Source organism: Streptomyces sp. NPDC020917, from assembly GCF_044333795.1.
Classification (GTDB): Bacteria; Actinomycetota; Actinomycetes; order Streptomycetales; family Streptomycetaceae; genus Actinacidiphila.
In genome coordinates, this window is record NZ_JBIRRR010000004.1 from 161,967 (window position 1) to 181,094 (window position 19,128).

The window sequence follows — 19,128 nt, forward strand, 5'->3', positions numbered from 1 at the left end:
GTGTTCGGAAAGCCGTGCTGTTATCCGGGGCCCCCGCCAGCGTCCGTACCAGGGGCCCCGCAGGTCACAGCAGAGCCAGGAGTCTAGGCGTGTAGAGCGCGCTCGCGGAACCGATCCCGGCAACCATGTCGAAGTAGATCGAGGTGAGTTCGGAGTCCGTCTGCACCGCGCGCAGGAGTGACATGCGCTGATCGTGCGGTTCCAGCTGTGCGACGCCCAGCGTGGCCTCGTACCCGGGCGTGAGAGTTGCGTCACGCTCGGCCCCGAAGTCCGCGAGGGCGGCGTCGAGTTGCGCCGGGTCGCCGCCGAGCCGGCCGGCCACGTGCCGGACCAGCGACTCGACCTGCAGGAAGGCGTCGCTGATCCCGCGCGCGGTGATCGAGTCCTTGTGGTGGCCCGCGTCGCCGACCAGCGCCCAGCCGGGGCCCGCCGCCTGGCGGAAGAAGTTCTGCTGGTCGCCGGTGCCGCGCAGGCGCTCCACCGGTTCCCGGCCGTCCAGCCGCGCGAACAGCGCGGGCGCGGTGGCCCGCACCTGCTCCAGGTAGTGGTGGCGGGCGTCGGTCCGCACCTGTTCGAAGAGGGCTTGCGGGAAATAGGCCAGGACCAGGGTGAGTTTGTCGTTGGTCGGCACCGCCGCGGTCCAGCTGCCGGGCGCCTCGTACAGCTCCAGTTCGGCCGGCACGTCCTCGTAGTACGCGTAGTAGGCGCAGGTCATCCGGCGGTCCGTGACGGTGAACGGCGCCCCGGCGAGCCGGGCGACGGTGGAGCGCATCCCGTCGGCGCCGATCACCAGGTGGGCACGCTCGGTGAACGGCTGCTGCTGGCGGCGGCCCTCCACGCCGACCACCCGCCCGGTGGCGTCGCGCAGCAGCCCGGTGACCTGGCTGCGGTCGCGGACCTCCACGCCCGCCTCGGCCGCCGCGTCGGCGAGGATGCCGTCCAGCACGTGGCGCCGCGGGGCGTATCCGGCGCGCTGGCCCTCCACGCCCCGTGCGCAGCCCTCGAGATGGACGTCGGCGATCTCGTAGACAACGTTCTCCAGCGGCGGGCAGCCGGTCGCGCGCACCTGGTCCAGCAGTCCCCAGCGCGCCAGGGCCGCCACGCCGGGCTGGTGGATGAGGTGGGTGGACAGGGTGTCGGTGCCCGCCGGCGCCTTGTCGAGCAGGAGCACCCGGTAGCCGGCACGGGCGAGCAGCATGGCGGTGGGTGCGCCGGCGCAGCGCGCGCCCACCACGATGGCGTCGAACATGGGGCCTCACAACTGACGTCGGGACGATGGAGGTCGCGGCGGTACCCGGTCACGCTCCGCTGCGGACGGGCGGCGTTGCCCGGCCGCGAGTCAGCGGCTGTGTCCGAGTGCGGTGCGCAGGGCCATGCGGTCGATCTTGCCGTTGGAGTTGAGCGGGAACGCGTCGAGGACGTCGATCCTGCGAGGCAGCATGTACGGCGGAAGCCGGTCGGTCAGGCCCGCGTAGAGCCGGTCCCGGTCGCAAGTGTCGCCGGTGACGGCCGCGTGCAGTTCCGGTTCGCCGTCCTCGGTCGCCAGGGCGAGCACCACGGCGTCGCGCACTCCGGGCTGCTGTCGCAACACGGCCTCGATCTCTCCCAGTTCGATGCGGTGGCCGCGGACTTTCACCTGGTGGTCGACGCGCCCCAGATGGACGAGGCTGCCGTCCTGGACCGCGACCCGGTCGCCGGTACGGTACCAGTGCCGGTCGGTGAGCCGGCCGTCGGCGAAGGGCTCCTGGCGGGGGGTGAGGAAGCGGCCGGCGTTGTTCGCCGGGTCCTGGTAGCCGGGGAAGCGCAGCGGGCCGCGGATGCACAACTCGCCGCGGTCGCCCGGCCGGCCGTCCTCGTCGAGCAGCACGAAGTCCAGGTCGCGGTGGCAACTGCCGATCGGCGCGGTGCCGTTGGGTGTCCGCGGCCAGTCGGCCGGGTCGTCCGGCAGCCGGTAGGCCGTGCAGGAGATGGTGAGTTCTGTCGGGCCGTACAGGACCTCGATCGCGCTGCCGGGCGCCGCCGTCCGCCACTCGCGGGCCGCGTCCAGCGTCAGCGGCTCGCCGCCGAAGACGCTCCAGCGCAGGGTGGGCATGCTGCCCGGGGTGAGGGTGCCGAGCCGGGAGGCGAAGGAGATCAGCGACGGCACCGAGAACCAGTGGGTCAGCCGCAGGTTGTTGATCGTCCGTACCGGCGACAGTAGTTGGCCGCGCATCGGGACCACCAGCGTGCCGCCGTCCGCCCACGCCACGAACAGGTCGTGCACCGAACCGTCGAAGGTCAGCTCGAACGTCTGCGACAGCCGGCTGCCCGGCCCGATCCCGTACCGGCCGGCGAACCGGTCGAGGTAGGCGGAGATGTTGCGGTGCAGGATCGGCACACCCTTGGGGGTGCCGGTCGAACCCGACGTATATATGAGGTACGCCACATCGTCCGGGCCGGCCTGGGGGTCGGGCAGGTCCGGGGCCGGCTCCTTGGCCAGCACCCGCAGCTCCTCGGGCCCGACGTGGACCACGGGCACGCCGGGGCCGTCGCCGCCGTCCGCGGAGCTCCCGGCGGAGGCGTCGGCCACCACCAGCTCCAGCTGCGCGGCGGACGCGATGGCGCCGGTGCGCGCCGCCGGGTGCTCGGGGTTGAGCGGGACGACGGTGGCGCCCAGCCGCAGCGCGGCCAGGTACCCGGCGTAGGCGGTCACCGAGCGGCCGGCCAGCAGGCCCACCCGGCGCGGCGCGGTACCGCCGGCCCTCGCGACCAGGTGCGCGGCGAGCCGCTCGGCCAGGTCGCGCAACTCCCCGTAGCTGAGCCGGTCCTCGCCCACCTCCAGGGCGGTGACGTCGTGGCCGTAGGCGGCGGCGGACTGGGCGAAACGCTCGTACGCGGTCAGCGGATCGCTCATCGCGCGCCGGCCTCCAGGCCGCGGGTCCACCGGCGCAGCTCGCCGACCGTGCGCAGCCGGCCGAACTCGTCCGGGTCGACCTCCTGGCTGGAGCGCTTGGCCAGCTCGACCAGGATGCGCAGCCGGGCCAGCGAGTCGATGCCGATCTCATTGAGCGTCGAGCCGTCGTCGAAGCCGGTGCGCGCGTGCTCGCGCAGCATCCAGCCGGCCAGGTCGCCGGCGCCCGAGTCGTCCTGCTCGCCCACCCAGTAGCGCTTGGTCTGCCACGGGTAGTGGGGGAGCGGGACGTAGCGCCCGGGCTCGCCGAACACCTTCTCCCAGTCCAGCTCCTCGCCCCAGCGGTAGCGCTCGGCGAGGCCGGACAGCGGCTGGCCGCCCATGCCCGGCAGCCCGGACAGCGCGGCCGCCATCTCGTCGTGGGTGGAGCCGACGACCGCCATCCGGTGCTCGTGGTGCTGGCGGCGGGTGGCGGCGCTGAAGCAGATGTCGCGCAGCGCGTGGCGGGAGCCCTGCCCCCAGGGCCCCAGGTAGTCCGCGTACGCCTGGGCGAGGGCGGCGAGCGCCTCCGGGCTGCGCGCGGAGAGCACCAGCAGGAACGGGGAGCCGGGCGCGCCGGTGGCGGGCGCGGGCGCGGCCTCGGCCTGGCGCAGCACCACATGGGCGTTGAGCGCCGACGAGCCCTGGCCGGAGACCCCGGCGACCGCCGGGCGGCCCAGCTCGGGCAGGTCGCGCAGCTCGCCCGGCACCTCCAGCGGCAGCGCCGCCCAGGGGACCCTGGGGCTGGGCGCGGACAGGTGCAGGCTCGCCGGGACCTGGTGGTGCTCCAGGCACAGCACCGCCTTGATCAGCCCGGCCAGGCCGCCGGCGGCCTCCGCGTGCCCGATGTTCGTCTTGACCGAGCCGACCAGCAGCGGCCGGTCCGCGGGCCGGTCGGCGCCCAGCACCTCGCCCAGCGCGGTCAGCTCCAGCGGGTCCAGGGCGGGGGAGCCGGAGCCGTGCGCCTCGACGTAGTCCACCTCGGACGGCTCGACGCCGGCGTCCTCGTACGCCCAGCGCAGCACCGACAGCTGCCCGGCCAGGGAAGGGTTGAGCACGCTGTCGCTGGTGCGGCCGTCGTTGCCGACGGCGCTGCCCGCGATGACGGCGCGGATCCGGTCCCCGTCGGCGAGCGCGTCGCCGAGCCGCTTGAGGACGACGACCGCCACCGCGTCGCTGGGGGCGTGCCCGTCGGCCTGCGCGTCGCCGAACTTGCTGCGGCCGTCGGGGGACATGGCGCCGGCCTGGCTCATCACGACGCCCTCGTCGGGGCGCAGCGCGAGGTTCACCGCCGCGGCCACCGCCAGCGGGGTCTCGCCGACCCGCAGGCTCTGCACCGCCTGGTGCACGGCCACCAGGGCCGAGGAGCAGGCGGTGTCCACCACCACGCTGGGCCCGCGGAAGTCGAAGGTGTGCGAGAGGCGGGCCGGCAGCAGCGAGCGGAAGTTGTTCAGCTGGGCGGCGGTCGCCCCCTCCAGGCCCTGGCGCAGGGCCAGTTCGAGGTAGTCCGCCCGGGCGTTGCCGACGAAGACACCGGTGCGGGAGCCGGCCAGCTGGTCGGGGCGCTGGCCGGCGTCCTCCAGCGCCTCGTAGGCGGCCATCAGCAGCAGCCGCTGCTGCGGGTCGAGTTCCGCGGCCTCGGTGGGGGACATGCCGAAGAAGCCGGCGTCGAAGTCGGCGACGTGGTCGAGGTAGCCGGCGCGGCGGCTGGCGATCCGCCCCGGCTTGGGTGCCGGTGAGTGCAACGCGTCCACGTCGTAGCGTTCAGGAGGTGTCTCACTCGTGGCGTCCACGCCGTTGCGCAGCAGTGCCCACAGCGCCTCCGTGCCCGAAGCGCCCGGGAGCCGGCAGGACATGCCGATCACTGCCACGGACCGCGCGTCCATGTCCGACCTGATCATGGGGAACTCCTTCAGTGCTTCGCCACTGTGCGTGTGTGGTGGCGGAGTTGACCTTGCCGTATGTCATCGGAGCGACTGCATGCGCCCCTACGACCTGGAGTGGTCACCGCTCCCGTCGGTCGACGGCGAGCGGGCCGCCCGGGCGGCGGCCTGAGGCCCTGGCACACGGTGGGGATCCCGGCGGGGCGGAAATGCCCGGCTGGCTGAAAACGCCCGGCCGCCGTCTCCGACGGGAGGCACACAGCTCACCCCGCACCTGCCCCACCCCACCGTGCCCTCTCTCGCTGGTACTTCGGACAAATGGCACGCACGGGCCTGCGACGTCAGCCGTCTCGGTCCGCCCCCGCCGGCGAGTTCCGGAACCCGAGGTCGGGAACCCACCGGTTGCGCGGTCACCGCACGATTGTCGTACGTACCCTCGCATCTGCTCGATTGTCGCTCAAGGAATGGCGGGAAGTGATCGGCCGAGGTTGAAACCTGGAAGTGGGTGGACAGACTCCCGGGTTGGGCATATGCGCCTGGCCAGCGGCAGGTGGAGGTTACCGGAATGGCGGGATCTCGGCACTCTGCGTGTTCGGCGCGGTCACCTCAGGCGCATGATGCGGACATTATCGAACCGGATGATCCGTCAGGCCCGGTCTTCTGATTTCATCTGATGCCATGGATCCCTTGTCCTCCGATCAGGCCCGACTCGCGGGCGAGCAGCGGAAGTTGCGACTGCAGATTCTCGGCCTCAACACCGTCGACGCGGAGGCCACGTTCGACCGCGTCGCCCGGCTGGCGGCCACCTTCACGCAGTCCCCCCTTGCCATGGTCAACTTCATCAACGACGAACGGCAGATGTTCCGCGGGATGTACGTCCCCAGTAACCCGGACGACCAGCCCGGTCCCGAGGCGGGCGGGATCGTCTTCGACCTGAGCAGCGTCGCCCGGGAGGCTCCCGGCGACTACGGGTTCTGCCCCCACGTGGTGGCGCAGGGCTCCCAGCTCGCGCTCGACGACGTGTTCGACTACCCGCGGTTCAAGGGCAACCCGCTGGTCAACGACATGGGCGTGCGCTCCTACCTGGGCACGCCGCTGATCGACAACACCGGCATGATCCTCGGCACGGTCTGCGTCGCCGACGTCAAGCCGCGCAGCTGGGACCGCAACCTGCGGGAGGGCATGCAGGAGCTGACCCAGACCCTGCTCTCGGAGTTCAAGCTGCGCGACAGCCTGCTCGCCCAGCAGCAGGAGCTGTTCGGGGTCTTCGACGGCGCGCCGTTCCCGATCATGCTCACCGAGGGCGCCAACCACCTGCTGCGCTACGCCAACGGCCGGCAGGGCTCGGCGTTCGGCATGGTCCCGCAGTTCAGCCCCGGCCGGCAGGTGCTGCCCGGACTGGACGCGGTCGGCGTGTTCAACGCGATGGACGACGCCTTCCGATCGGGCACGCCCACGATGATCAACAGCGCCTCGGTCATGACGTACGACGAGCCCGCGCCGCAGGAGTTCAACTTCCTGTGCACGCCGGTCCGTACGTCCCCCGGCGCCTCCATCAGCGGCGTGCTGACGGTGGCCATGAACACCACCGGCCAGGCCCACTCGGGGCCCGAGCAGCAGGCGTTCGCGGCGAACGTGCAGGAGCGCTTCGAGCGGCTGGGTGCCGGCGGCCTGCCGGGCGGCGGCAACTTCGGGCGCTGAGCCCGGCGTTCCAGCGGGAGCAGGCGGCTACGGGGGCCGCGTCCCGGGCACGGTCCGGGGCCGGAGCCACGCCGCCGGGGGTCGCGGGCGACCGCGTCACCCCGGTGGTGCGACCGCGGCATCCCGCACGACCCGCGCCGCCGCCACGTCCAGCGCGGCGTGGCCGGTGGACTTGAACACGGTGATCTCCCGCGCGTCGCGCCGCCCGGGGTGACGGCCGGACAGCACGCTGCCGATCAGCACCGCGCGCTCCGGCGCCAGGCCCTGCAACTCGTGCGCACCGGCCGGCGGAGCCGCCGTCACGGCGCCCGTCCACTCGGTGAACAGCGCACCCGCCTCCACCGTGGCCCGGTCCAGCTCGTGGCCCTCCGAGCCGCCGACCGAGCTGACATGCGTTCCGGGCGCCAGCCAGCCGGCCTCGACCACCGGCTCGCGCGCCCCGGTGCAGCAGAAGACCACGTCGGCGCCGCGCACCGCGTCCTCGATCGGCGCGGCCGCCGCGCCGGGGAACGCCGCCGCAAGCACCCGGGCACGCCCCGGGTCACGGCCCGCGACGACGATCCGGGCGCCCGCCGGCCCGACAGGGGATCCGCCGGCGGGCCCCGGAAGGTCCGGACGCTCCGGGCGCCTCGCGTCGTTCGCGCCCGCGAGGGCGGCCAGCAGGGCGAGTTGGGCGGTGGCCTGCGCGCCGGTCCCGACAACCGCGATCCGTGCCGCGTCCGGCCGGGCCAGCGCCCGCATCGCGGCCGTCGCGGACGCCGCGGTGCGCACCGCGGTCAGCGGCTCGGCGTCGACCAGCGCCGCCAGCCGCCCGTCGTCCTCGTCGAACAGCGCCACCACCCCGCGGTGGGTGCTGCGGCCCGGCCGCCCGGGGTCGGGGAAGACCGTCACGAGTTTGGCCGCCAGCCCCAGCCCCGGCACGTAGGCGGGCATCGCGCCGAGCAGGCCCTGCGGCCCGGTGGCGGCGATCCGCGGCGGCGCGCTCACCGTGCCCTCGCTCACGGCGATCAGCGCCGCGGAGACCGCCTCCAGCACGCGGACCGGGTCCAGCGCCGCACGGGTGGCCTCCGGCCCGAGCACCAGCGGCCCCGCGGGCGCGGCGGAGCGGGCGGCGGGCGAACCGCCGGAGGTGTCAGTCACGGTGGCGTCCCGGGGTCGTGAGGGCGTCCGCCAGCCGGTCCACCGCGTCGGCCAACCGTCGTCGCAGCTGGGGGAGTTCCGGATCGGCGAAGTCAACGGACGGTCCCACCAGGGTGATCGCGCAGATCGGCCCGGCGCCCGCGGTGGTCAGCGCGCGGCTGAGGGACGCGACCAGCGGCTGCTCGCGCCCGCGCTGCAGTGCGAAGCCGGTGCCCGCCGTTTGCTCCAGCGCCGCCAGCAGCCCGTCGGGCCCCGGCAGCGGGTGACCGGCCTCGCGGGCCGGACGCAGGTACGGCAGGCGTGCAGCCTCGTCGAGGGCGGCGACCAGGGCCAGCGGGCCGGCGAAGCGGTGCACCGGCAGCAGGTCGTCGCGCAGGTCGCTGATCATCTCCAGCCGCGCCGGGCGGACCACGTCCACCACCCGCGACCGGTCCGCGGCCAGCACCTGGAGGTTGGCCATCATGCCGGTCGCCTCGGACAGCTCCTCCAGCACCGGGCGGGCGGCCAGCACCAGCGACCGGGCCGCCGCGGCCGGCGACAGCTGCAGCACCGCGGGCCCCGGCACGTACGTGTCGCCGAACCGCAGCACCCAGCGCCGCCGCACCAGGTCGGCCAGCACGCGATAGGCGGTCGCCCGGTTCATGCCCAGCCCGTCGGCGATCTCGCTCAGCCGCAGCGGCCGGTCGGACCGGGCGACGGCCTCGATCAGGTCGAGGGCCTTGTCCACGGCGGATGTGGCGGACGCGGGCACGGTCGGCCCTCCCTGTCTCGGCGGCTCTGGGGTACGGTACGGCTCATCGCAGCTCGTTGCATCTGTCGATCACCGAGTTTCGCACAGTGAAATCCCGCAGCGAGATCCGGAAGCTCTCCGGAGGAGGCAGGCCCCGGTGACCGAACCCGTCCCCGCCCCGGCGCCGTACGCGCCGGCCGCCCCCGGAACCCTCGTCGTCTACCGCGGGGCCACCCTCATCGACGGCACCGGCGCCGCGCCCCGCCCGTCCACCACCGTCGTCGTGGACGGCGAGCGGATCGTGCGGGTCGCGCCCGACGCGGAGGTCCGCGACGGCGACCACCCCGGCGCCGAGACCGTGGACCTGACCGGCCACGTCCTCGTTCCCGGGCTGATCGACTCCCACCAGCACATGGCCACACCCCCCAACCGCCCGGTCGCCGAGGCCACGTTGCGCCGCGACCTGCTCGGCGGGGTCACCGCCGTCCGCGACATGGCCGACGACCTGCGGGAGATCGGCGACCTGGCCCGCGCGGCGCTGGTCGGCGAGATCCCCGCACCCGACATCCGCTACGCGGCGCTGATGGCCGGCCCCGGCTTCTTCGACGACCCGCGCACCTGGCAGGTCTGCCAGGGAGCCGTCCCCGGCCACACCCCGTGGATGCAGGCCGTCACCCCCGGCACCGACCTGCCGCTGGCAGTCGCCCGCGCGCTCGGCACCTCGGCGACCGCGATCAAGGTGTACGCCGACCTGCCCGGCGAGCAGGTCGCCGCCGTCACCGCCGAGGCGCACCGCCAGGGCGCCCTGGTGTGGGCGCACGCCGCGGTGTTCCCCGCCGCCCCCGGCGAGGTGGTGGCCGCCGGCGTCGACAGCGTCTCGCACGTGACGCTGCTGGTGCACGCGGCCGCCGACCGCCCGCTCACCACCTACCGGGACAAGCCGCCGGTCGACCACGGCCGCTTCCTGGCCGGCGACGACCCGCGGATCGAGGAACTGCTCGCCGCGATGCGCCGGCACGGCACCATCCTCGACGCGACCGCGAGCATGGGCGAGCGGTTCGCCGCCGAGGCCGCGGCGGAGGGGGACGAGGACGCGCGGCGCCGGGCGCTCGCCACCAGCGACCTCGCCGCGGCGCTCACCGCGCAGGCCCGCAGGGCGGCCGTGCCGGTCAGCGCCGGCACCGACTGCGATCCGGATCCCGTCCAGCCCTGGCCACCGCTGCACCAGGAGATCGCGTTCCTCGTCACGCGGTGTGGTTTCACGGTCGAACAGGCATTTCATAGCGCGACGCTGGTCGGCGCGCGCAGTATGGGCGCCCAGGACGACATGGGCTCGGTCGAGGAGGGAAAACTGGCCAACCTCGTCGTGCTGGCGGACGATCCGGTGGCCGATATCGCGCGCCTCGACAGCGTCGTGCTCGTCGTCAAGCGCGGTCGCCGCCACCCGCGCCCCGCGTCGTGGCACCCGGCGGACCCGGGGTCCGCGGCCGCCCGCGAGGAGCGGTCGTGACCGGCACGGCCACCGCGCCCGGCGCCTGCGGCACCCCGGCCACCCGCACGCCGCTCATCGTCAACGCCCTCGGTGAGCTGCACAATCCGAACGCCGCCGCCGACAGGGCCGCCCAACTCCAGCAGACCGGCGAGGAGCTGGTGGTGGACGCCCGCGCCCTCGCGGACGCGCACGCCTCCGGGATGACGGCGGTCAATATCACCCTCGGCTATGTGATGGGCGAACAGCCGCCATTCCGGCATACCCTGGACGAGATCAGCGTCTGGAACGGAATCCTCCACGACAACTCCGCCCATCTGCTGCACGTCCGCACCGCCGCCGACATCCACCGGGCCCGGCGCGAGGGCCGGATCGGCGTCATCTACGGCTTCCAGAACGCCGAGGCCGTCGGCGACGACCTCGGCCGGGTCCGCACCTTCGCCGAACTGGGCGTGCGTGTCGTGCAGTTGACGTACAACCAGGCCAACGCCCTCGGCGACGGGTCGATGGCGCCCGGCAACCGCGGGCTGACGCCCTTCGGGCGGCAGGTGGTCGAGGAACTCAACGCGCACCGGCTGATGGTCGACCTCTCGCACAGCGGCGAGCGCACCTGCCTGGAGGCCGCCGCCCTGTCCCGGCAACCCGTCTCCGTCAACCACACCGGCTGCCGCGCCCTCGCCGACCTGCCGCGCAACAAGACCGACGAGGAGCTGCGGCTGGTCGCCTCCCGCGGCGGCTTCGTCGGCGTCTACTTCATGCCGTTCCTCACCGCCGACGGCCACCCGTGCGCGGACGACGTGGTCGAGCACCTGGTCCACGCGGTGGACGTGTGCGGCGAGGACCACGTCGGCATCGGCACCGACGGCCCGGTCACCGCCATCGACGACCTCGACGCCTACCGTGCCGCGATCGCCGAGCAGGTCGCCGAGCGCCGCAGGGCCGGCGTCGCCGCGGCCGGCGAGCAGCCCGGCGTCGTGCCGTTCGTCGTCGACCTGCGCGGCGTCGACCAGTTCCGCCGGCTGATCGCGCTGCTGGAGCGGCGCGGCTGGTCGCAGACACGGATCGCCAAGGTCATGGGCGGCAACTTCGTGGCGTACGCCGAGCGGATCTGGGGCGCGTGACGCCCGGCGCCCGGCCGGTGACGGCCCGCGGGTGACGCTTGCGCGGCGGTGCGCGGGCACGGTGGGGGAATACCCCCAGGCCAGGACGGAGGACAACCGCGTTCCGGGCCGCCGCGCCGCTGCCTAACGTCGGTGCCATGAGCCAACGCACCGGGAAGCAGCCATGATCCAGGCCCGTGACCTCACCAAACGCTACGGCCCGACCCTCGCCGTCGACCACCTCGGCTTCGACGTCCGGCCGGGCGCCGTCACCGGCTTCCTCGGCCCCAACGGGTCCGGCAAGTCCACCACCATGCGCATGCTCATGGGCCTCGACCGGCCCGACGCGGGTGCCGCCCGCATCAACGGCCAGGACTACCGGGACCTGCGCTGGCCGCTGCGCGAGGTCGGCGCGCTCCTCGAAGCCCGCAGCTGCCACCCGGGGCGCAGCGCCCGCAGCCACCTGCGCGCGCTGGCCGCCGCGAGCGGCATCCCCCGCTCCCGGGTCGGCACCGTCCTCGGCATCGTCGGCCTGGCCGACGTGGCGGGCCGCCGGGCCGGCGGGTTCTCCCTCGGCATGTCCCAACGGCTGGGCATCGCGGCGGCGTTGCTCGGCGACCCCGGCGTGCTGCTCTTCGACGAACCCGTCAACGGCCTCGACCCGGAAGGCGTGCGGTGGATCCGCACCCTGATGAAGGACCTCGCGGCCGAGGGCCGCACCGTGCTGCTGTCCAGCCACCTGATCAGCGAGATGGCGCTCACCGCCGACCATCTGGTCGTCGTCGGGCAGGGGCGGCTGCTCGCCGACACCAGCGTCGCCGAACTCACCGCGGGCGGCAGGTCGCTGGAGGAGGCGTTCTTCGCGCTCACCGGTGACAGCGCCCAGTACCGGGGGTCCGGCCGCGCGGCGGAACCGGCCCCCCACGCCCCGAGGAGGCAGTCATGAGCACCGTCGGCACCACGGCCGGGGGCGGGGTGCGGGCCGCCACCGACCGCTACGGGTTCGGGCACGCCGCCCGGATGGAGTGGATCAAACTGCGGACGCTGCGGTCGACGCTGTGGGCGCTGCTCGCCACCACCGCGGGGATGATCGCGATCGGCCTCGTGACCATGGCCAACACCAAGGCGCCGAGCCCCGGCAAGGCTGCCGCCTTCGACCCGGTCGACAACCTGCTGGCGGGCGTCGCCCTCGGCCAGCTCGTCATCGGCGCCCTGGCCGTGCTGGCCGTCACCGGCGAGTACTCCTCCGGTTCGATCCGGGCCACGCTCGCCGCCGTGCCGCGGCGGCCCCTGCTGCTGGCCGCCAAGGCGGCCGTCCTCGGAGCGGCCGCGCTCGTCGTGGGCGAGGTGGTGGTGTTCGTCACCTTCTTCGCCGGCCGGCCGCTGCTGACCCGGGAGGCGCCGGGCCTCTCGCTCGGCTCACCCGGGGTGCTGCGGGCCGTGGTGATGTCCGGCGCCTACCTCGCCATGGTCGGCCTGATCGGGGTCGGCCTGGGTGCCGTCGTCCGCCACACCGCGGCGGCGATCGGTGCGCTCGTCGGTTTCCTGTACGTGGTCCCCGGCGTGCTCGGCGGCCTGACCGGCACGGTGGTGGCCAAGTTCCTCCCCACGATCATCGCCGGCAACTCGCTGGCCGCCGCCAAGCCCGTCTCCGGCTGCCTCTCCCCATGGACGGGCTTCGCCGTCCTCATCCTCTACGTCGCCCTCGCCCTCCTCGCCGGCTCCCTCACCCTCTCCCGCCGCAACACCTGACCCCTCACCCTCCGGTGGGGCCCCCTCTCCACGTGCGGCGCCGGCCGCGCCCCTGGCGGGGCAGGTCCTGCCCCGAGCGGGCGTCGCTGCCGTCGGGCGGCCGGTGGGTGGCCGGGCGGGGCGGGCGGGCTGGGGGAGCGACTGGAGGCGCAGCCGAGGGGGACCCCGCGCCGCTGGCGGGGCGCAACCAGCCCATGGCCAGGGGAAGAGACGGGTGGAGAAGGGAGACTGGGGACGTGGAGGAGAGGGGCAAGGGGGCGGCACGCCCACGGACTAGGCGAGGGCCAGCCGTAAAGGTGCTGGCCGCATCGTTCGGACGACGCACCTGGACCGAGGCAACGTACTGCCTCACCACCTTCCCGCCGGCCCTCATCACCTTCGTGCTGGTCGTCACCGCGCTGGCCCTCGGCACCGCCCTCACGATCTCGATCCTCGGCGCCGTCCTCGGCCTCCTCCTCGTCGCGACGGCCCTCCTCCTCGCCCGCGGCGTGGCGTCCGTGTACCGCGGGCTGGCACGCGGCCTGCTCGGGGAGCGGGTGGAGGCACCGCCCGCGGCCCGGCCCGACGGCCGGCTCCTGACCCGGCTCGACGCCCGGTTGCGCGACGCCGCGGGCTGGCGCGCGGTCGCCTACGTCCTGGTGAAGCTGCCGGTCGCCGCGTTCGAGCTGTACGCCGTGGGCTGGTGGTGGACCGGCCTGTTCGACCTCAGCGCACCGCTGCGCTGGGCGGTCTTCCACCAGCGGCCGTCGGGCGCCGAGGGCATGCCCACCCTCACGCCCGTCCCGGCCGGCGGCGGCGCCCCGCACAGCACCAGCCTCGCCGGCACGTTCGTGGCGGCCGCGATCGGCGTCGCCATCCTGCTGGCCGCGCCCTGGTTCACCCGCGGCGTCGTCGCGGTCGACCGCCGGCTGCTCCGCGAACTGCTCGGCCCCGGACGACTCGCCGCGCGCGTACGGGACTTGGAGGAGACCCGGGCACTGGCCGTGGACGATTCGGCGGCCCTGCTGCGCCGCGTCGAACGCGACCTGCACGACGGCGCCCAGGTGCGCCTCGTCGCGCTGGCCATGAGCCTGGACATGGTCAAGGAACGGCTCGGCGCCGACGGCGGGCCCGTCGACGACCCGGCCCGCGTGCGCCAACTCGTCGACGCCGCCCACCGCAACGCGACCGAGGCGCTGACCGAACTGCGCGACCTGGCCCGCGGCATCCACCCGCCCGCGCTCGACGACGGCCTGCCCGACGCCCTCGCCACGCTCGCCGCCCGCAGCAGCGTCCCGGTCGAGCTGGCCGTCGACGTCCCCGAACGGCCCACCCCGGCCATCGAGACCATCGCCTACTTCTGCGCCGCGGAGCTGCTCGCCAACGTCATCAAGCACAGCGGCGCGCGGCGGGCGGCGCTGCGCCTGGAGCAACAGGGCGGCGTGCTGCGGCTGGTGGTGACCGACGACGGCCGCGGCGGCGCCGACCCGGCCGCGGGCAGCGGACTGGCCGGCCTCGCCCAGCGGGTGCGCACGGTCGACGGGACGCTGGACGTCGCCAGCCCGCCGGGCGGCCCGACATCCGTGACCGTCGCGCTGCCGCTGCACGCATGAGCGGCCGTGAGAGCATGGGCCGGGTGAGCCAGGCGAGCCCGCACCCCAGCCGCCCCGTGCGCGTCGTGATCGCCGAGGACGCCGCCGTACTGCGGGAGTTGCTCGCCCAGATGCTCGGCGAGCGCGGCCACGAGGTCTGCGCGGCCGTGGCCGACGCCGACGCGCTGCGGGCCGCCGTCGCCGCACACCGCCCGGACGTCTGCGTGGTGGACATCCGGATGCCGCCGGCGCACGGCGACGAGGGGCTGCGCGCGGCCATCGACATCCGGCGCGAGCATCCGGGGACCGGCGTCCTGCTGTTCTCCCAGTACATCGAGACCAAGTACGCCACCCGGCTGCTCGCCGCCGGCTCGGCGGGCGTCGGCTACCTGCTCAAGGACCGGGTCGCGAACGTCGCCGAGTTCACCGAGGCGCTGGCCCGGGTGGCGGGCGGCGGCACCGCGCTGGACCCCGAGGTGGTGACCCAACTGGCCGGCGCGAGCCGGCGCACCGCCGACCTGGAGACCCTCACCGCACGCGAGCGCGAGGTGCTGGCGCTCATGGCCGAGGGCCGGTCCAACGCGGCGATCGCGCAGGCCCTGGTCGTGTCCCCGGGCACCGTCGAGAAGCACGTCGCCGCCGTCTTCGCCAAGCTCGGCCTCCAGGTCTCGGAGGAGGCCAACCGCCGCGTGCTCGCGGTCCTGCGCTACCTGGGCGCCTGACCGGTGCCGGATGATGCCGGACAGTGCCTGAGGCACATCCCGCACTTGCCGGACGCCGCGCACGACGTATGGCGTAACCCGGACGCTTCGGTCCATGCGCTGACGCACCGCCTCCTAATGTCCACCGAATGAAACACCGTCGCATAGCCGCCGCAGCCGTCGCGGCCCTCGCCGCCCTCACCCTCGGAGCCTGCGGGACGGGGGACATGCACGACGCGGCCTCCGCAACCCCGGTGTCCGGCACGGTCAGCCCGAGCGCCACGACTGCGGCACCCGTCCCGACCCCGACGACCGGCGCGCCCGTCACGACCTCGCCGACGGCGGTACCGCCGGCCACGCACAGCGCCCGGCCCACCCGACCGGCGACCACGGCCGCCGCTCCCGCGCACCGCACGACGGCCCCCGCGCGCACCCACCCCACCACGCGGCCGCCCGCGCCGCGCACCTCGGCCCCCGCGCACACCGCCGTCTGCAGCATCCGCTCCAGCGCCGGGAACTGCTACAAGGCGGGCCAGTTCTGCCGCTCCAGCGACGTGGGCCTGTCCACGACCGACGCGCAGGGCCGGAAGATCACCTGCGGCGAGGTGTCCGGCCGGAACCACTGGCACTACTGAACGCCCGGTTACCGTGGGCCGTATGACGCTCACCGGCCTGTCCGTCACCCTCGTGCGCGCGTGCCTGCGCGCCGGCGCGGGCGGCAGCCCCACGGCGGTGGTGGACGAGGCCGGGTTGAGCGACGGGGAACGGCGGCGGGTGCCCGTGGAGTCGGGCACCTCGCACGCCGTCTTCCTGGCAGCGGACCCGGCAGGGCGCGAGGGGGCCGGCGGCAGCCCGTCCGTGTCGCTGCGGTTCTTCACCGCCGAGGGCGAGTTGCCCGCCTGCGGCCACGGGACGGTCGCCGCGCTGGCAGTCCTCGCCGCCCGGGCCGGCAGCACCCGCCACCGCTTCGAACTCCGCACGCACGACCGGTCCTTCACCGGCCGGTGGGTCCGTGAAGGAGGGCGCGGCACCGCGGCGTTCGACCCGGGCCCGGTGAACTTGCGCGAACCGGCCGCGGACGAAGCGGAGTCGGTGGCCGATGCCCTGAAACTCGCTCCCACGCCCACCGGTTCGGGACCTGTGATCGCCTCGGTGGGGCGGCCGAGGCTGCTGGTCCCGGTCGCGTCCCGGGCCGCGCTGGCCGCCCTCGCCCCGGACCTGGACCGGCTGCGGGCGGCCTGCGACCGGTGGGGGCTGCTGGGCGCCTACGTCCACTCCCCGCCGGACGCCGAAGGGCGGCTCGCCGCCCGCATGTTCGCCCCCTCGATCGGCGTCCCCGAGGACATCGCCAACGCCAACAGCACCGCCTGCCTGGCCGCCCACCTCGCCGGCCGGGGCCGCACCCGGATCGCCGTGGACATGGGCGACGCCCTCGGCAGCCCGGCCACGATCACGGCGACCGCCACCGGTCCGGTCCCGCGGGTCCTCGTCGGCGGCGCAGCCGAGCTCACCGGCACCCGCACCCTGTCCTGACCCGGGCTCCGACCGCACGCAAACCCACGGAACCCGACAGTCCGTAGAGCGCTCTCAGCAAAAGAAAGCAACAAATATTGACGCGCGCCGGGCGGGCGCGTAATTTCCGAGCCGGTCGCCCACCAGCGTGAACTCTGCTGCCGCATCGATGAGTCGAAGCTCCGTTTCCCCCACCTTCCGGGAGCAACCATGCGCAGAACGAGACGTGCCGCCGCGACCGCCCAGCCGGGCGGCGCCGTGGGACCGGACCTCCGGATCAGGAGCGTCCTGCTGCCGGCCCTGGCGGCCCTCGCCCTCCTCCTCGGAGCGCTGATCACCCTGCCCACCGCCTCGCAGGCGGCGGGCTCCCTGCCGTGCGACATCTACGGCTCCGCCGGCACGCCGTGCGTCGCCGCGCACAGCACCACCCGTGCGCTCTTCTCGTCGTACAACGGGCCGCTGTACCAGGTGACCCGGGCCTCGGACGGCGCCACGAGCGACATCGGCCTGCTGTCCGCCGGCGGGTACGCCAACGCCCAGCAGCAGGACACCTTCTGCCAGACCACCACGTGCCGGATCTCCAAGGTCTACGACCAGACCTCGCGGCACAACGACCTGCTGCCCGGCCCGGCCGGCACCGCGGGCGGCGTGGACCGCGGCGCGGACGCGAGCGAGATCGCGGTGAGCGCCGGCGGCCACAAGGTCTACGGCATCTGGATCTCGCCGGGCGTGGGCTACCGCTACACCGGTGTTGCCTCGGGTGTGGCCGTCAACGGGCAGCCGGAGGGCGCCTACATGGTGGCCAGCGGCACCCACGTCGGCTCGGACTGCTGCTTCGACTACGGCAACGCGGAGCGGACCCCGTCCGACACCGGAAACGGCCACATGGACGCCGTGTCCATCGCCACCACCTGCTACTTCGCGCCGTGCACCGGCTCGGGCCCGTGGGTCGAGGCGGACATGGAGAACGGCATGTTCCAGGGCGACAACGGCTCCAACACCGCGAACCTGGGCAACAGCAGCACATACGTCACCGCGCTGCTGAAGAACGACGGGCAGACCACCTACGCGATCAAGGGCGGCAACTCCCAGTCGGGCGGCCTGTCCACGTGGTGGAGCGGCGGGCTGCCCACCCGCGGCGGCTACCGGCCCATGCAGCAGGAAGGCGGCATCATCCTGGGCACCGGCGGCGACAACAGCAACCGGAACATGGGCACCTTCTTCGAGGGCGTGATGGTCGCCGGCTACCCGAGCGACTCCGCGGACAACGCGGTGCAGGCCGACATCGTCTCGGTGGGCTACTCCGGTGAGACCAACGTGCCCAACGGCCCGCAGGGGACGATCACCGGGCCCGGCGGCCAGTGCGTGGACGTCGCGGCCGACGACACCGGCGGCAACGGCACCGCGGTCCAGCTGTGGAACTGCCAGTCCTACGCCGAGGACCAGCACTGGCAGCACAACGCCAACGGCTCGCTGAGCACCATCGGCCGGTGCCTGGACATCAACGGCAACGGCACCGCGAACGGCACGCAGGTCGAGCTGTGGGACTGCAACGGCGTCGGCGGGCAGAAGTGGGTCCAGCGCTCCGACGGTTCGCTGCTCAACCCGCAGTCCGGGCGGTGCCTGGACTCGCCGAGCGGCGCGACGGCCAACGGCACGCGGCTGCAGATCTGGGACTGCAACGGCAGCGCGGCGCAGCGGTTCAGCGTCAACGGCGGCGCCCCGGTGGCCGGTCCCGGCGCCAAGTGCCTGGACGTGGACGGCGACGACGTCGGCGGCAACGGCAAGGCCGTGCAGCTGTGGGACTGCCAGTCCTACGCGGTGGACCAGCACTGGTACCACAACGCCAACGGCTCGCTGGGCACCCTCGGCCGGTGCCTGGACATCAACGGCAACGGCACGGCGAACGGCACGCAGGTGGAGCTGTGGGACTGCGACGGCGTCGGCGGCCAGGTCTGGAACCAGCAGGCGGACGGCTCGCTGGTCAACCCGCAGTCCGGGCGGTGCCTGGACTCGCCGAGCGGCGCGACGGCCAACGGCACGCGGCTGCAGATCTGGGACTGCAACGGCAGCGCGGCGCAGAAGTTCGCGCTGGGCTGAGCTGAGGAGCGGCCTTCCCGGCCGGTCCTGAGGTGGCGCGGGTGCTCCCCGACCCGCCCGCGCCACTCCGGACCCGGACAGGGCTCACCCGGTCACGCGCAGGCCGGGCACAGGCCGCGATAGGTGACCTCGACCTGGGAGACCTGGAAGCCGAACCGCTCGCCGGCCGGGAGGTCGGCCAGCGGGTCGCCCGCCGGGCGGACGTCGCGGATGCTGCCGCAGCCCGAGCACACCAGGTGCTGGTGCGGCCGGTGCGCGTTCGGGTCGTAGCGCTTGGCGCGCCCGTCCGTCGCCACCTCCATGACCTCGCCGAGCTGCACCAGCTCGCCGAGCGTGTTGTACACCGTCGCCCGGGAGATCTCCGGCAGCCGCCGCGCGGCCCGGGCGTGCACCTCGTCCGCCGTGAGATGGACGTGGTCGCCGTCGAGGACCTCGGCGACGACGCGCCGCTGCGAGGTCATCCGCCAGCCGCGCCCGCGCAGTCGCTCCAGCAGGTCGCTCATATCGGTTCACCTGATTC

15 protein-coding genes and 1 pseudogene are annotated in these 19,128 nt (G+C 74.3%); 10 read left to right on the forward strand and 6 right to left on the reverse strand.

The genetic code is table 11. The features are described 5' to 3' along the window. Window positions 1-64: 64 nt before the first annotated feature. The 3 genes from ACH4TG_RS10640 to ACH4TG_RS10650 all read right to left on the reverse strand — a co-directional run bounded on the left by ACH4TG_RS10640 (window position 65) and on the right by ACH4TG_RS10650 (window position 4,830). Complete coding sequence (locus tag ACH4TG_RS10640; RefSeq protein WP_398241817.1) at window positions 65-1,249, reverse strand: FAD-dependent oxidoreductase; 1,185 nt, start codon at window positions 1,247-1,249, stop codon at window positions 65-67. Window positions 1,250-1,339: 90 nt separating this feature from the next. Further along, window positions 1,340-2,893 carry an amino acid adenylation domain-containing protein gene (locus ACH4TG_RS10645; RefSeq protein ID WP_398241818.1) on the reverse strand — a complete coding sequence of 518 codons (1,554 nt, stop codon included), beginning with the start codon at window positions 2,891-2,893 and terminating at the stop codon, window positions 1,340-1,342. Continuing rightward, window positions 2,890-4,830 (reverse strand): beta-ketoacyl synthase N-terminal-like domain-containing protein, encoded by a 1,941-nt coding sequence (locus tag ACH4TG_RS10650; protein WP_398241819.1) that lies wholly within the window; start codon window positions 4,828-4,830, stop codon window positions 2,890-2,892. Before ACH4TG_RS10650 ends, ACH4TG_RS10645 begins: the two co-directional genes overlap by 4 nt. 660 nt (window positions 4,831-5,490) lie before the next feature. Between ACH4TG_RS10650 and ACH4TG_RS10655 the strand changes: the two genes are divergently transcribed. Continuing rightward, a complete protein-coding gene (locus ACH4TG_RS10655) occupies window positions 5,491-6,513 on the forward strand; it encodes a GAF domain-containing protein (RefSeq protein WP_398241820.1) in 1,023 nt (340 codons plus the stop codon). Between the two features lie 96 nt (window positions 6,514-6,609). On the opposite strand, the gene ACH4TG_RS10660 is transcribed toward ACH4TG_RS10655, so the two are convergent. Together ACH4TG_RS10660 and ACH4TG_RS10665 are read right to left on the reverse strand one after the other, a co-directional pair. After that, window positions 6,610-7,653 (reverse strand): ornithine cyclodeaminase family protein, encoded by a 1,044-nt coding sequence (locus ACH4TG_RS10660; protein ID WP_398241821.1) that lies wholly within the window; start codon window positions 7,651-7,653, stop codon window positions 6,610-6,612. Continuing rightward, on the reverse strand, window positions 7,646-8,404 hold the full coding sequence (locus tag ACH4TG_RS10665; protein ID WP_398241822.1) for an IclR family transcriptional regulator: 759 nt from the start codon (window positions 8,402-8,404) through the stop codon (window positions 7,646-7,648). Before ACH4TG_RS10665 ends, ACH4TG_RS10660 begins: the two co-directional genes overlap by 8 nt. Window positions 8,405-8,540: 136 nt before the next feature. On the opposite strand from ACH4TG_RS10665, the gene ACH4TG_RS10670 reads away from it, so the two are divergent. The 9 genes and pseudogenes from ACH4TG_RS10670 to ACH4TG_RS10710 all read left to right on the forward strand — a co-directional run bounded on the left by ACH4TG_RS10670 (window position 8,541) and on the right by ACH4TG_RS10710 (window position 18,608). Further along, entirely contained in the window at window positions 8,541-9,893 is a 1,353-nt protein-coding gene (locus tag ACH4TG_RS10670; RefSeq protein ID WP_398241823.1) for an amidohydrolase family protein, read from the forward strand. Beyond that, on the forward strand, window positions 9,890-10,993 hold the full coding sequence (locus tag ACH4TG_RS10675) for a dipeptidase (RefSeq protein WP_398241824.1): 1,104 nt from the start codon (window positions 9,890-9,892) through the stop codon (window positions 10,991-10,993). The genes ACH4TG_RS10670 and ACH4TG_RS10675 overlap by 4 nt, the downstream gene beginning before the upstream one ends. Before the next feature lie 163 nt (window positions 10,994-11,156). Next, a pseudogene (locus tag ACH4TG_RS10680) lies at window positions 11,157-11,795 on the forward strand (ATP-binding cassette domain-containing protein); the annotation flags it as partial. Window positions 11,796-11,914: 119 nt separating this feature from the next. Next, entirely contained in the window at window positions 11,915-12,724 is an 810-nt protein-coding gene (locus ACH4TG_RS10685) for an ABC transporter permease (RefSeq protein ID WP_398241825.1), read from the forward strand. Between the two features lie 296 nt (window positions 12,725-13,020). Then, window positions 13,021-14,316 carry a sensor histidine kinase gene (locus ACH4TG_RS10690; protein WP_398241826.1) on the forward strand — a complete coding sequence of 432 codons (1,296 nt, stop codon included), beginning with the start codon at window positions 13,021-13,023 and terminating at the stop codon, window positions 14,314-14,316. Continuing rightward, a complete protein-coding gene (locus ACH4TG_RS10695; RefSeq protein WP_398241827.1) occupies window positions 14,313-15,017 on the forward strand; it encodes a response regulator in 705 nt (234 codons plus the stop codon). Before ACH4TG_RS10690 ends, ACH4TG_RS10695 begins: the two co-directional genes overlap by 4 nt. A gap of 128 nt (window positions 15,018-15,145) precedes the next feature. Further along, the gene (locus ACH4TG_RS10700; protein ID WP_398241828.1) at window positions 15,146-15,631 is read left to right on the forward strand and encodes a hypothetical protein; all 486 of its coding nucleotides are present in this window, start codon (window positions 15,146-15,148) and stop codon (window positions 15,629-15,631) included. A gap of 22 nt (window positions 15,632-15,653) precedes the next feature. Beyond that, window positions 15,654-16,529 carry a PhzF family phenazine biosynthesis protein gene (locus ACH4TG_RS10705; protein ID WP_398241829.1) on the forward strand — a complete coding sequence of 292 codons (876 nt, stop codon included), beginning with the start codon at window positions 15,654-15,656 and terminating at the stop codon, window positions 16,527-16,529. A gap of 189 nt (window positions 16,530-16,718) precedes the next feature. Continuing rightward, window positions 16,719-18,608 carry an arabinofuranosidase catalytic domain-containing protein gene (locus ACH4TG_RS10710; protein WP_398241830.1) on the forward strand — a complete coding sequence of 630 codons (1,890 nt, stop codon included), beginning with the start codon at window positions 16,719-16,721 and terminating at the stop codon, window positions 18,606-18,608. A gap of 92 nt (window positions 18,609-18,700) precedes the next feature. On the opposite strand, the gene ACH4TG_RS10715 is transcribed toward ACH4TG_RS10710, so the two are convergent. Continuing rightward, window positions 18,701-19,111 carry a Fur family transcriptional regulator gene (locus tag ACH4TG_RS10715; protein ID WP_398241831.1) on the reverse strand — a complete coding sequence of 137 codons (411 nt, stop codon included), beginning with the start codon at window positions 19,109-19,111 and terminating at the stop codon, window positions 18,701-18,703. Window positions 19,112-19,128: the final 17 nt, after the last annotated feature.

Bases quoted from the DNA above. Each gene is read 5' to 3' on its own strand.
- ACH4TG_RS10640 (WP_398241817.1), bottom strand. From the start codon at position 1,249: ATGTTCGACGCCATCGTGGTGGGCGCGCGCTGCGCCGGCGCACCCACC.
- ACH4TG_RS10645 (WP_398241818.1), bottom strand. From the start codon at position 2,893: ATGAGCGATCCGCTGACCGCGTACGAGCGTTTCGCCCAGTCCGCCGCC.
- ACH4TG_RS10650 (WP_398241819.1), bottom strand. From the start codon at position 4,830: ATGATCAGGTCGGACATGGACGCGCGGTCCGTGGCAGTGATCGGCATG.
- ACH4TG_RS10655 (WP_398241820.1), top strand. From the start codon at position 5,491: ATGGATCCCTTGTCCTCCGATCAGGCCCGACTCGCGGGCGAGCAGCGG.
- ACH4TG_RS10685 (WP_398241825.1), top strand. From the start codon at position 11,915: ATGAGCACCGTCGGCACCACGGCCGGGGGCGGGGTGCGGGCCGCCACC.
- ACH4TG_RS10695 (WP_398241827.1), top strand. From the start codon at position 14,313: ATGAGCGGCCGTGAGAGCATGGGCCGGGTGAGCCAGGCGAGCCCGCAC.
- ACH4TG_RS10700 (WP_398241828.1), top strand. From the start codon at position 15,146: ATGAAACACCGTCGCATAGCCGCCGCAGCCGTCGCGGCCCTCGCCGCC.
- ACH4TG_RS10705 (WP_398241829.1), top strand. From the start codon at position 15,654: ATGACGCTCACCGGCCTGTCCGTCACCCTCGTGCGCGCGTGCCTGCGC.
- ACH4TG_RS10710 (WP_398241830.1), top strand. From the start codon at position 16,719: ATGCGCAGAACGAGACGTGCCGCCGCGACCGCCCAGCCGGGCGGCGCC.
- ACH4TG_RS10715 (WP_398241831.1), bottom strand. From the start codon at position 19,111: ATGAGCGACCTGCTGGAGCGACTGCGCGGGCGCGGCTGGCGGATGACC.